Source organism: Pseudofrancisella aestuarii (assembly GCF_003574475.2).
GTDB classification, from domain to species: Bacteria; Pseudomonadota; Gammaproteobacteria; order Francisellales; family Francisellaceae; genus Francisella; species Francisella aestuarii.
In genome coordinates, this window is sequence record NZ_QLIS02000001.1 from 276,761 (window position 1) to 289,267 (window position 12,507).

Below are 12,507 nucleotides of genomic sequence, written 5' to 3' on the forward strand. Positions count from 1 at the left end.
TAGTATCTAAATTTATTTTGATATCCTATGAAGATAAAAAAAGCTGTTTTTCCTGTAGCAGGTTGGGGAACTAGATTTCTACCGGCTACTAAGTCTTGCCCAAAAGAAATGTTAACAGTAGTAGATAAACCTCTTATACAATATGCTGTTGAAGAAGCTATAGAAGCTGGATGTAAAGAATTAATCTTTGTAACAAGCTCTAATAAAAAATCTTTAGAAGATCATTTTGATAGAAACTTTGAATTAGAATATTCATTAGAAAAAAAAGGTAAATTTGACCTTTTACAGACAGTTAGAAATATTATTCCTAAAGATGTAAGTTTTTTCTTTGTAAGACAGCCCGAAGCTTTAGGTTTGGGACATGCCGTGTTGTGTGCTAGACCTCTTGTAGGTATTGAAGATTTTGCTGTGCTCTTGCCTGATGATTTAATTTATAATATAGAAGGTAAAGGTGCTTTAGCTCAAATGGTGGAAAGAGTTGATGGCACAGATATAAGAGGATGTTTAGCAACGCAAACGATTCCTAAAGATAAAACAGAGTCTTATGGCATAGTTGCAAAAGATGAAGAAAATTTTATAAAAGCTATTGTAGAAAAACCATCTCCCTCAAAAGCTCCTTCAAATACTGCTGTAGTTGGTAGATACTTATTACCAAATAAAATATTTAGATGTCTTGAGTCTACTTCAGAAGGTGCTGGTGGAGAGATTCAGCTTACAGATGCTATTGCTAGACTTATTGATCTAGATGAAAAAGTTTTAGCCTATGATTTTCAAGGCACTCGATATGATTGTGGAAGTAAATTAGATTTTCTTATAGCTAATTATGAGCTAGCACACGTTCATCCTGAACTTGGAGAAAAATTTAAAGGATACTTAAAAGAAAGAAATAATAAATAATTATTTTAGATAATCAAAAACAACTTCTCCGAAACCTAGTGTTACATCAGCAATAAAATGTGAACCTTTAACGATTTCTTTTACTGGTAAATGATTAAGAGCTGCTTGTACATGATTAAAAACTTGTAAATCAACAGGGCCAGTCCAAGCTCCTTTTACAGTTACATCTTTTACATGATATTTAACTAGTTCACATATACTTACATCTTTACCGTTTACATGCGGAATTGTTTTAAGTAAAAAGTTTGGAGTTTCTTCTAAAGATTTTTTAATAATATCTTTATTGAGCTCTTCATATTTATAACCCATAGTACCAAAAGCTACATCTATACTATTATATTTAACTGTACCTAATAGAGTATCAGAATCTACAATTAGAGTAGGGTGAGCATATTTTTTTGGGAATCCCCAAATTTCACGACCTGCTGCAATAGATGGTAAATTATCTAATAGCATAATATGAGAATATAGACCTTTTTTACCCTCAAATTCAACCTCTATAAGTTGTCCAGCCTCATTAAAGCTACCAAAACCATTAGCATCATGCATTTTCATAAATTCAAATTTTACAATACCTGTTGGTTTAAGAGGCTCTGGAACATATTTTTTTAAAATTTCTAAATCAGCTTTATAGTCAATAATAAAGTATTCTCTATTTGTAAACTTATAAGCTATTCTATTTGCTGTAGGGGATACTAGAGGCATTGAAAAAACATTTTTTCTAACATCTTCTATTTTCATAAAATTTCTCCAATATTTTGAATAGTTCATTTTTATTATATAATTAAACTTAAATATAAAGTACTACCTCTTATAGAAAACGATTTATTTATGAATAAAACTCAACAGCGAATATTTGACTTCTTAGATGATCAAAAATATATAAGTGGTACAGAAATAGGTGAAAAGCTAGGTATTAGTAGAGCTGCTATTTCTAAAAATATTAAAAAATTAAAAGATATATATCAAATAAATATATTATCTAATCCTAGAGTTGGCTATCTTTTAGAAGAAAAATTAGATCTTATAGATAAAGATAAATTAAATAAAAAATTTAAAAATATTGAATACTTTTATACTATTGATTCTACTTCTAATTATGCGATAAGGGAGCAAAATAGTTTTCTTAATAATACAATTTTTATATCAGAGTATCAGACACAGGGTTTTGGAAGATTTAATAGGGAGTGGGTTTCTCCTTTTGGTAAAAATATATATTGTACTCTTCTTGAGTTTGTAGATTTGGATATATCTAAATTACCGGGTTTATCTTTAGTTATTTCTATAAGTATTTCTAAAACTTTAGAAAAAATAGGTTTAAATCCTAAATTAAAATGGCCTAATGATATTTTTATTAAAAATAAAAAAATAGCTGGTGTAATAATAAATGTTTCTGCTGAGGTTAATGATAAAGCTAAATTATTTATTGGTTTTGGCTTAAATGTTAATATGCAAAAAGATAATAAAATAAAAACAGAATGGACATCTTTGAAACTAGAATTACAAACTCATATAGATAGAACAAAATTATTATCAGAGATAATAAAAAATATACAAGATGATATAAAGATTTTTACTAATGAAGGTTTCTCTTATTTCAAAGAAGAATATGAAAAGATTAATTATTTAAAAGATAAATTATTTACATTAAAGCTAGGAAATAAAGAATTTAATAATTGCAAATATATAGGCTTATCAAATATAGGTGAAATAGTTATAGAGAGTGAAGAAAAAACTTACTCCTTCTCATCTGGTGAAATTAGTATTTTAGATAGTTCTATAAAGTCTAAATAATCACTATATCTTTTAATTTTAGCTAAACATTTCATTTTTGAAAAAGCTTCTATAGTCTCTATTTGTTCATCTATGTAAGCTACATTTTTATCACAATTTGCTACCCAGCCTAAACATTTAATATTATTATTTTCTAATTCATTTAAAGTTAGTAAAGTATGATTTATACAACCAACTTTAATACTTGAAACTAAGAGTATTGGGATATTTAATAGTTTTATTAAGTCTAACTGTGTAACAGTATTAGAATATGGAGTCAAAAGTCCACCAGCTCCTTCTATTAATAAAATATCATAATCTTTACTATAGTTAATTTTTATAAACTCCTCTAAAGATTCTAATTTGATATTTATCCTCATCTTTTTAGCTGCAATATGAGGTGCTACAGCCTTATCAAAAGAAATACAATTAATTTGTTCTGGAGAATATTTTTGGCTATACGCATTATAAATGCTTTCAACATCTTCAGCTAAGTCATAACCTTGATTTTTTCCAGAAGCAACAGGTTTAAGACATAAAGATTTTATATTTTGATGTTCATAAGCTTTTATTAAATTAGTTGATATGTATGTTTTACCAACTTCAGTGTCTGTACCTATTATAAAAACTTTCTTCATAGTCACTCCTTATAACAAATAAACAAACCAACATGATACGTTAATTTATAGCTATAATCTTTATTTAACAGATTTCTAATCTGCCTGAAATTAATCTCAGAAGATTCCCCAGTATATGTATGCACACCTGTTTTTCTTAAATGATCTATAAGAGAACTAAAATTATGAAATTCTAAAGTATAGTAAAAGACATCTGTATATAGAGACATTAAATTATGGTTATCAACGATTCTAAGCACACTATCTCTGGTGGGCATCTCATTAACTCTTAATATTTTTGAAATCTCATAAAAGTTATCTGATAACAAAGTAGTAAAAGAGAGTACTGATTTTTCATTTAATTTAGCTTCAAGATTTTTTATTAACTCATTTAAATCTTTACTCCATTGAAAAGACATATTGGAAAAAATTAAATCATATTTTGAGTTTAGTAAATGTAGCTCTTCATCAAAATTTAACTCAAAAAAATTAATATTTTGCTTTGAAAAATTTTCTGTTGTTATATTTGCTAAAGTTAAGTCTGCTATATCTAATTTTTTAGGATTAAATTTATTATATAACTCTAATGGTTCAGACATATTTCTAATACCTAGATTTAGGATATTACTTATTTTTATATTTTCAACTAACTTATAACTTATATCTAAAAGCTGCTCTTTGACATTATTTTGAACTATTGAATTTGTATTATAATCTTTAGTTGAGGAAAATTTGTGTTTAACCTTCTCGTATACATTATTCATTATGTTTACCTTTATTTAAAATACTTATAACCATATCTATCTCATTGAAAGAATTATTTGCATGTATAGAAAATCTTAATATTGGTTGATTTTTGGGAACTGTTGGATATCTAAAGCAGGAAACAGCTATATTATTTTTATCTAAAATATTCTTTAATTTTATAGCTAAATTATTATCATTAATTAGAATACTTTTAATTGGAGAAATATCTTTTGAAACTAAATTTAAATTATTTTTTTCACAAAGCTTATTAAAATACTTTATATTTTCTTTTAACTTATGCCTTTGTAGGTCAGCTTCTTTTAGATTTTCTAATTGAGTTATAGAAGCTTCTAAAATCAATGGTGGTAATGCTGTGGTATAAATATAATTTCTAGCAAACTGTAGTAAGTATTCAGCTATTTCATTAGTTGTACAAACTACAGCGCCTATACCACCAAAAGCTTTACCAAGAGGAAATATAGCTATAGTACAGTTCTCATAGTTTAAATTATAATAATTTATAGAGCCTGCTCCATTCTCCCCAAGAATACCAAAACTATGGGCTTCATCTACAATTAGCCTATTATTTTGTAAAGGAGCTAATTCAGTTAAATTTGTAATAGTACCTGTAGTGCTAAATATACCTTCTGTAACAATAAAACTATTTTTATCATAGATATTCTTTAGATGATCCAATTCTTGATGTTTATATCGTTTAAGTTTTGCTCCTGAAAGTTTAATCCCATCAATTGTAGAGGCATGAATATTTTTATCAGCAAATAAAGTATCTTCTTTTGTGAAAAGGGTAGAATATATAGCTAAATTAGCCATAAAACCTGAATTAAAGAATATAGCTTTAGGATAATTTACAAATTTAGCAAATCTCTCTTCAAACTCTTTAACACTACTATTATAGCCACATACTACAGATGAACCTTTACTTCCAAATCCAAATTTTCTAAACCCCTCTAAAATTGACTTCTCTAGATTTTCTAATGAAGAGATATTTAAATAATCACTAGTTGTAAAATCTATAGTCTTTTTAGAATCAAATGTATTAAGTTTCCTTAATAAGTAATGCTCTTTATATTCAAGATATTTCTGTTCTAAATGTTTCATAATTAAGCTACAGCATTGGAAGATAATCCAAGTTTTGATAGCAAATATTGATCTGAATTTATAGAAGCATTATTCTCGGTAAGAAGCTTATCACCATAAAAGATTGAATTTATCCCAGCAATAAAACAAAGAGTTTGTGTCTCTAATGACATATATTCCCTACCTGCTGAAAGTCTAAGTCTTGCTTTAGGAAATAAAATTCTTGTAGTTGCAATAAATCTAACTAGATCAAGATTATCAACTTGTGCTTTAGAATATTTATCACCTAAAGGTGTACCTTTTACCGGGATTAATGTATTAATAGGAATACTTTTAGGTTCTGCTGGTAAATTTAAAAGCTCCAATAATAAATTTAGTCTGTCGTTTAAGGACTCACCCATACCAAGAATACCTCCACAACAGACATTAATATTAGCATTAGCAACATTTCTAATAGTTTCTAATCTTTCATCAAATTTACGTGTGGAGATAATCTCTGGATAAAATTCTCTAGATGTATCTAAATTATGATTATAATAATCCAATCCGGCTTCTTTTAATGTCTGTGCTTCATCACTATTTATAGTACCTAGTGTTACGCATGTTTCTAAACCTAAACTTTTAACGTCAGAGATAATCTCAGCAACTTTATCTAAGTCTTTTTTAGGAATACTTCTCCAAGCAGCTCCCATACAAAACCTTTTAGAGCCATTATCTTTTGCTCTTTGAGCTTCTGCTAATATATTTTCTTTATCAAGTAGTCTATGCTTTTCTATATTAGTATTGTAATGTCCACTCTGTGGACAATATTTACAATCTTCTGGACATGCTCCTGTCTTTATACTTTTTAAAGAACATAACTCAATATCATTATCAAAATGTTTTTTATGTGTAGATAGTGCAAGGAAAACTAATTCAGTTAATGGTTTGTTATATATTTCTTTTACTTCTTCTAAAGTCATAATTGATTACAGTTAATTTTATTGTAAATAATCTTATCTCGTGTTTATAATTTATGTCAACCATATTTTATAGAAAAGGTTTACATAATGTACAATACAAATATTTGGCATCCATGTACACAAATGAAAGATTATGAAAAAATACCTCCCTTAAATGTTATCAAAACAGAAGGGCGATATATTTATACTAAAGATAATAGAAAGCTTTTTGATGTTACTTCTAGCTGGTGGTGTAAGTCTTTAGGGCATAGACATCCATATATAATTAATAGATTAAAAGAGCAACTTGATAAGTATGGACACACAATATTTGCTAATACAACTAATGACGAAATAGATAGGTTTAGTCAAAGAATTTGTGACTTAACAGGTATGAATAAAACTTTATATGCTGGCGATGGTTCTTCTGCTGTTGAAATAGCCCTTAAAATGACTATCCATCTTAGAAGTTTTCAACATAAAACTAAAAAAAACAAATTTGTCTGTTTAGAAAACTCATATCATGGTGAGACTTTAGCAACTATGAGTGTTAGTGATTGTGGTTTATATTCTAATCCATATAAATCTTTATTATTTGAGAGTTTTATACTTAAAAATATTCCTTATGTAACAGGTAAAAATGACCCTTTATGGTCAAATGCTGAAAACTATTGGCTAGACTCAAAAAAATACTTGGAACAACATAAGGATTCTATAAATGCTTTAATAGTTGAGCCAATATGCCAAGGTGCTGGAGGAATGCTACTTTATAGTAAAGATTACTTAAATAGACTTTGTAAATGGTGTAAAGAGAATAATATCTATATTATCTTTGATGAAATCATGACTGGAGTGGGGCGCTTAGATAAATTATTTGCTTATGAGTATCTAGATATAAAGCCAGACTTTTTATGTTTATCAAAAGGTTTAACATCTGGAATTATTCCTTTTAGTGTTGTTTTAACAAAAGATGAATATTATAAAATGTTTTATGCTGATGAGTTAAGTAAAGCTTTTCTACATTCACATACTCATAGTGGTAACGTGTTAGGTGCAGTTGTAGCAAATGCAGTATTAGATATATTTGAAAAAGAAGATATATTGGAAAATGTAAATCATTTAGAAAAACAATTCTTAGAAGCTTTTACTCAATTACAGAAAGAAATACCAATATTAACAAATATAAGAAATATTGGAGCAATGATAGCTGCTGACTTAGATATAAGTAAGCAAAGAGCTGGATTAGATGTTTATAGAGAATCTATAAAGCTAGGAGCTTTATTAAGACCTTTAGGAAATACTATCTATTGGTTACCACCTTTAAATTCAACATTTGAAGAAATAAATCAGCTAAAAGATATTACAAAACTATCTATCTTAAAAGCTTTATGACTTATTTCTATTCATAAAATAAACTTTATCTGCTATATAAATTGTTTTAGTTGCTTTTGCGTAGATATTGTTATCTAGATCTCTATATTCAACAGGAAGCTCTACAACAGCTTTATTTTTTACTTTTATCTTTTCTTTTATTTCATCAATATGTTCTAAAGTTAGTAAAAATTTAGCATATACATTTTTATCAATTGGTTTTAGATACTGAATATTAGCAGCTAAATCCCAAACACTATAATCATCCCCTAATATATGACATAGCTGAAGAGGGTATATAGGGTCTAATGATGAATATATAGCTCCACCAAAACCAGTACCATGATAATTCTTAGTAGTTTCTGTAAGATGAAATTCTAAATGTACTTCCAAAAAATCATCAGAAATAAATATAATTTCACCACCAGTAGCCATAAAAGCAGGAAATTTATTAAATGTATTTTTTAAAATTATTGCTTCTTTATTAGAATTTTTTTCAGTTGGAAAAATAGGTTTCATTATTCCTCCTATTAGAATTTTTATCTTTCATTAATAAATTTAATAGCTTTATCTAAAGCTATTTTAGGATTTTCAAAAGGAGCCATCCCTATCATACTTATAAAGCCGTGATACATCTCATTATCATAATGGGTTTCTACATATACGCCTTCATCTTTAAGTTTTTTCTCATAAGCATATATACCATCTATTAACATATCATGTGTTGCTGCAATGATTAAAGTATCTGGTTGTTTTGTATTTTTATAGAAAATTGGAGAACATGTTGGCTCTTTTAACTGTCTTTTATTTTCTAAATATGCATTTAAAAAAAGTTCACACCATTCTGATGTTAAATGATATTTGTGTTCACCAAATTTTTTAATACTTTCATATTGAGTATACATATCAGCTGCAGGGTAAACTAATATTTGGGCTTTTGGCATATTATCTTGTCTTTCATGACAAATGATTGTTGCAAGATTACCACCAGCACTATCTCCCATGACAAAAATATTTTCTTTCGCAAAGCTAAATTTTTTAGCATTTTCATATAGCCAATCATATGCATAAAGTGATTGATTTACGGCTGTTGGGTATTTATGCTCTGGAGCTAAACCGTATTCTAAAGAGAATATATCAAAATCACCATTATCACATAGATATCTACATATATGATCATATGTATCTATAGAGTTAAGAGCCCAACCGCCTCCATGAATAAAAAGTACGGCTTTATTACTAGGCTTTTTTGACTGATAATGTCTTAATATAGTGTCATTTTCTAATCTTATATCTTCTTCTTTAATATTTGGCTTTTTAAGATTTTCCATAGCTGCTAATGAAAGTTTCTTAAATTCTTCTCTTTGAATTCGTAAATCTAACTTTTTTAAATGACGCATTTCTGGGTTATCAAATAATTCAGCAAGAGCTGGATGATACGACATTACTACCACCAATAATTGAAAATATTTTTTATGAAATAATTATAACCTAAATTTTATGTACTCTGACTATATTTATTGATTGTTGCTCTAGTATGGCTGTAAGCTTTTTAGTTGCTTGATCTAAGTCCTCTATACTAGAGTCTTTAGGTAAATTTAAAATAGAAGGTTTTCTAGAGTGGCCAATCAAACTTTTAAACTTAATGATCTTTTGTATATCATTTATATTTTTTAAAAGTAATTGTGCAACTTCAGCTTTTTTACTAAAACCAAAACCAAGATCAAAATAAATATTTTCTTCTCTTACTCCAGCTCTAATTAAGCTTTGCTTTCTAACTAGAAAAAAATCAACAACTTCTTTAATTGCATTATCTTTATCTAAATATTTATCTCTATTTATAATTCCTAAATTATGAGTCATTACATAATTTTTATTATATTTAGCAATTAATTTTGCTTTTTCATCAATATCATTACATTCAACATCATTAATCATCGAAATAATATCATTATGCTTTTCTAGGATTTTTCTAATAACCTCTGTTTTTCTAGTATCTATACTAATTAGTGGACGATATTTTAGATTTTTGATGTTATTTTTTATAAGTCTTAAAAACTCATCTAATTTATTAAATTCATCATCAGTTTTTACTTCGGTAGCTTTTAACTTAGTAGACTCTGCACCTAAGTCAATAATCTCTGCACCATCATCAATTAATTGATAAAAATTTTCTAATCTTTGGCTATCTGTAAGGTGACCATCTGAGAATGATTGAGATGAGAGGTTACATATACCCATTCTCATAGTTCCAGATATTCTTTGTTTTAACTTTTCCAGCTTAGATAAAGTTAAAATATGCTTATCCAAATCTAAATTTAGATACTCTGGATGTTGCCAATCATTTTTAATTTCTAATAATGGTAATAAAGCAAAGCTTCTATTTAAAATTTCCTTATGAGGAATAGTGAGCTTATCAGTTTTTAAAACCAAATCCTCAGCTGCTAATATATCTAAATCTATAACTCTTGGTGACCATACTGGAGCATTTAGGTTTCTACCTATAATTTGCTCAACTTGCTTTAAATAATCTAATAACTCTAAGGGTTCTAAATCAGTTTCTATCTTTATTGCAGCATTTAAATACTTAATATCCCAATCTTCTGGAGCATCATCTTTTAATAGTGCATCACTACTATACAGGCTAGATTTTTTAAGTATCTTTATATTTTGAGATTGTTCTATGGTTTCTATGGCTGTACGAATATTTATAAGTGTGTCACCTATGTTTGCACCTATACCAATAATATATTGCATAGTAGCTTACTTCCTAATAACAAAAGATGCTGCAGCTATTTGTGAAACAGGAGGGCGCTTTATTAACTTTAGATATTCTACTTCTACATTAGGGTAGCTTTGAGCTACAAAATCATAAATTTGTTGAGCTAAATATTCTATAAGATCACATCTAAAACTATCACAAAATTCTTGGATTTTATTGCGAAGAGTATAGTAACAAATAGTGTCATGTAGATTATCATTACTAGAAGCTTTAAAAGCTTTTGGAAAAACTAGCTCAAGATCTAATTCAATTTTTTGTTTGAATGCTTTTTCTTCTTCTGAACAACCTAGTGATACATATATTTCTAAACCATTTAATAATAAAGATTTTTTCATTGTTATATAAAAGCAAATGTAAGTTTATGCCACTTAATATATCATATTAGCAAAATAGATAATATTTTAGTTAAATGCTTTCTGATATAGATACTTTCTTTAAGAAAATAGCTTCTCATCCCGAGGATAGAAAAATAACTTTTGAGAATCAAGAATATAGTTATAAAGAGATCTTAGATAGAGGTTATATATTAGCTAGTTGGATAAATGGTAAAGCTTATAAAAAAGTATTCTTTAATTTTAAAAATTCTCATAATACTATTTCTTTATATCTAGCTGGAATGATAGCTGATATTGAATACTTAGTCCCTATAAATCCTAGACTTGTTACTCATGAATTAGAAAGTATCTTGGAAAAGAGTTCTCTCTTTATAACAGATAAAATTGATAATGACTTAAAACTTTTCTGTAAGAAAAATAATATAGAAATTATTAATGCTGACTTTTTAAACAATCTATTAGATAGCAAATCAAATACTGATTATGCTGAAGTAAAAGGTAAAGCTATATTTAGTCATATAAGCTCTGGTACAACAGGGAAATATTGTCAGCATCCTCATAGGATTAAACAAATCATAGATTATGCCTATAAACGAGCTAATGACTTAGGTTTAGAAAACGGGGATAAAATTTTAATAGCTTTATCACTGAATCATGCCTTTGCTTTCTCATACCAACTTTTACCAGCCCTAGTAATGGGTTTAGATATAGTAATAATTAGAGAATTTAATCCTAAAGAAGTAGCCGAGAGGATGGTTAAAAATAAAGTTACAGCTATAGCACTACTTCCGACAATGTATTATTTCCTTTTTAAGGAAAATCTAGATGGACATATACTTAAGTACTTGGGTGTAGCAGGCGATCAGCCAAGTGAAGATTTATTTCTACAAGCAAAAAACATTTTAAAGCTTCCTTTTCTAAACGGTATAGGAATGACAGAAGTTTTTGGTTATGGTCAAAATATTAGCCAAGCTCAAAGCACAAACCAAATAAAAATCTTTGATGATACACAAGTAAAAATAGCTAAGTTTAAAAATAGTGACTATGGAAAAATCTTTATCAAAAACTCTATGATACCAATAAATAATAATTCTGAATGGCTAGATACTGGTGATATAGGTAGTTTTAACTCTAATATAAGAACTTTACATTTTTATGGCCGTGAGAAAGATATTATTATAAAAGGTGGATCAAATATTGCTCCTATAGAAATAGAAGAAGCTATCAAAAAATATCCTAAGATTACAGATGTTATAGTAGTAGGTAAAAAAGATGATATTTGGAGAGAACTAGTCTGTGCTTTTATAGTTAGTAAAAATGAAGTTACTTTAGAAGAGTTAAATACACATTTAGAGCACTATATAGCCCAATATAAAAAACTAGATGAAGTCATTAAAATAAAAGAAATTCCAATTACAAAAACTGGTAAAACAGATAGAGAAAAATTAAAAAAATTAGCTAACCAAGCACAAGTTTTTATTATCTAAAACTCCTAAATTTATTGTTGTAGGCTTTTTAATATATTATTATCTATGCATATAGATTGAAATTTTACACTCTTTTATGTCCACTCCATTAACTATATTAAGTAACTTCTTCTTATAAATACTAAAATGATAAACTTAATAATATTTATACTCATTAGTGTCAACTTAGCATTATCCTTAATGTTTAAAGATTCGCTAGCTAAAACATTTTCAGTTATAGTTGTTATATTTATGAATATTATACTTGTCCCTTTCTCATTACTTATGGCGGCCTTTGCAACAGATAGCCCTAGTTCAAGTATTAGCCAAGGAATATTAGTATTATTAATATTCTTGGGTATACCAAATTTAGTAGTTACTTTATTTTTTAGCCTATGCCTCTTTCTAAAGAAAAGACAAATAAGACAATAAAATAAATGGTTTCTTTCTATACTAGATTATTTTAACTATACTTATACT

Annotated in this window: 14 protein-coding genes; 5 read left to right on the plus strand and 9 right to left on the minus strand. The window is 27.5% G+C overall.

The window, feature by feature from the left end; genetic code table 11:
* Positions 1 to 27: 27 nt before the first annotated feature.
* Positions 28 to 897, plus strand: a complete 870-nt coding sequence (gene galU, locus DNK87_RS01410; protein WP_119330559.1) for a UTP--glucose-1-phosphate uridylyltransferase GalU — start codon at positions 28 to 30, stop codon at positions 895 to 897.
* Here the strand turns inward: galU and DNK87_RS01415 are convergent, their stop codons facing one another.
* On the minus strand, positions 898 to 1,638 hold the full coding sequence (locus DNK87_RS01415) for an acetoacetate decarboxylase (RefSeq protein WP_119330558.1): 741 nt from the start codon (positions 1,636 to 1,638) through the stop codon (positions 898 to 900).
* A 90-nt stretch (positions 1,639 to 1,728) separates the two neighbouring features.
* On the opposite strand from DNK87_RS01415, the gene DNK87_RS01420 reads away from it, so the two are divergent.
* On the plus strand, positions 1,729 to 2,691 hold the full coding sequence (locus DNK87_RS01420; RefSeq protein WP_119330557.1) for a biotin--[acetyl-CoA-carboxylase] ligase: 963 nt from the start codon (positions 1,729 to 1,731) through the stop codon (positions 2,689 to 2,691).
* Here the strand turns inward: DNK87_RS01420 and bioD are convergent.
* Genes bioD through bioB form a run of 4 tightly spaced genes read right to left on the minus strand, consistent with a single transcriptional unit; the run spans position 2,634 to position 6,094 of the window.
* A complete protein-coding gene (gene bioD / locus DNK87_RS01425; protein ID WP_119330556.1) occupies positions 2,634 to 3,308 on the minus strand; it encodes a dethiobiotin synthase in 675 nt (224 codons plus the stop codon). The genes DNK87_RS01420 and bioD overlap by 58 nt on opposite strands.
* 2 nt (positions 3,309 to 3,310) lie before the next feature.
* Positions 3,311 to 4,051, minus strand: coding sequence for a methyltransferase domain-containing protein (locus tag DNK87_RS01430; protein WP_119330555.1), 741 nt, complete (start codon positions 4,049 to 4,051; stop codon positions 3,311 to 3,313).
* Positions 4,044 to 5,153 (minus strand): aminotransferase class I/II-fold pyridoxal phosphate-dependent enzyme, encoded by a 1,110-nt coding sequence (locus tag DNK87_RS01435; protein ID WP_119330554.1) that lies wholly within the window; start codon positions 5,151 to 5,153, stop codon positions 4,044 to 4,046. The genes DNK87_RS01430 and DNK87_RS01435 overlap by 8 nt, the downstream gene beginning before the upstream one ends.
* Positions 5,154 to 5,155: 2 nt before the next feature.
* Positions 5,156 to 6,094, minus strand: coding sequence for a biotin synthase BioB (gene bioB / locus DNK87_RS01440; RefSeq protein WP_119330553.1), 939 nt, complete (start codon positions 6,092 to 6,094; stop codon positions 5,156 to 5,158).
* An 87-nt stretch (positions 6,095 to 6,181) separates the two neighbouring features.
* Here bioB and bioA point away from each other — a divergent pair, with 87 nt between their 5' ends.
* Positions 6,182 to 7,465 carry an adenosylmethionine--8-amino-7-oxononanoate transaminase gene (gene bioA / locus DNK87_RS01445; protein ID WP_119330552.1) on the plus strand — a complete coding sequence of 428 codons (1,284 nt, stop codon included), beginning with the start codon at positions 6,182 to 6,184 and terminating at the stop codon, positions 7,463 to 7,465.
* Here the strand turns inward: bioA and DNK87_RS01450 are convergent.
* The 4 genes from DNK87_RS01450 to DNK87_RS01465 are packed head-to-tail and all read right to left on the minus strand — an operon-like array spanning position 7,460 to position 10,561.
* The gene (locus DNK87_RS01450) at positions 7,460 to 7,963 is read right to left on the minus strand and encodes a PaaI family thioesterase (protein ID WP_119330551.1); all 504 of its coding nucleotides are present in this window, start codon (positions 7,961 to 7,963) and stop codon (positions 7,460 to 7,462) included. The genes bioA and DNK87_RS01450 overlap by 6 nt on opposite strands.
* 20 nt (positions 7,964 to 7,983) lie before the next feature.
* On the minus strand, positions 7,984 to 8,889 hold the full coding sequence (bioJ, locus tag DNK87_RS01455) for an alpha/beta hydrolase (RefSeq protein WP_119330550.1): 906 nt from the start codon (positions 8,887 to 8,889) through the stop codon (positions 7,984 to 7,986).
* A 46-nt stretch (positions 8,890 to 8,935) separates the two neighbouring features.
* Positions 8,936 to 10,201 carry a dihydropteroate synthase gene (folP, locus tag DNK87_RS01460; protein ID WP_119330549.1) on the minus strand — a complete coding sequence of 422 codons (1,266 nt, stop codon included), beginning with the start codon at positions 10,199 to 10,201 and terminating at the stop codon, positions 8,936 to 8,938.
* 6 nt (positions 10,202 to 10,207) lie between these two features.
* The gene (locus DNK87_RS01465) at positions 10,208 to 10,561 is read right to left on the minus strand and encodes a dihydroneopterin aldolase (RefSeq protein WP_119330548.1); all 354 of its coding nucleotides are present in this window, start codon (positions 10,559 to 10,561) and stop codon (positions 10,208 to 10,210) included.
* A gap of 74 nt (positions 10,562 to 10,635) precedes the next feature.
* Here DNK87_RS01465 and DNK87_RS01470 point away from each other — a divergent pair, with 74 nt between their 5' ends.
* Positions 10,636 to 12,048 carry a class I adenylate-forming enzyme family protein gene (locus DNK87_RS01470; protein WP_119330547.1) on the plus strand — a complete coding sequence of 471 codons (1,413 nt, stop codon included), beginning with the start codon at positions 10,636 to 10,638 and terminating at the stop codon, positions 12,046 to 12,048.
* A 180-nt stretch (positions 12,049 to 12,228) separates the two neighbouring features.
* Entirely contained in the window at positions 12,229 to 12,459 is a 231-nt protein-coding gene (locus DNK87_RS01475; RefSeq protein WP_119330546.1) for a hypothetical protein, read from the plus strand.
* Positions 12,460 to 12,507: the final 48 nt, after the last annotated feature.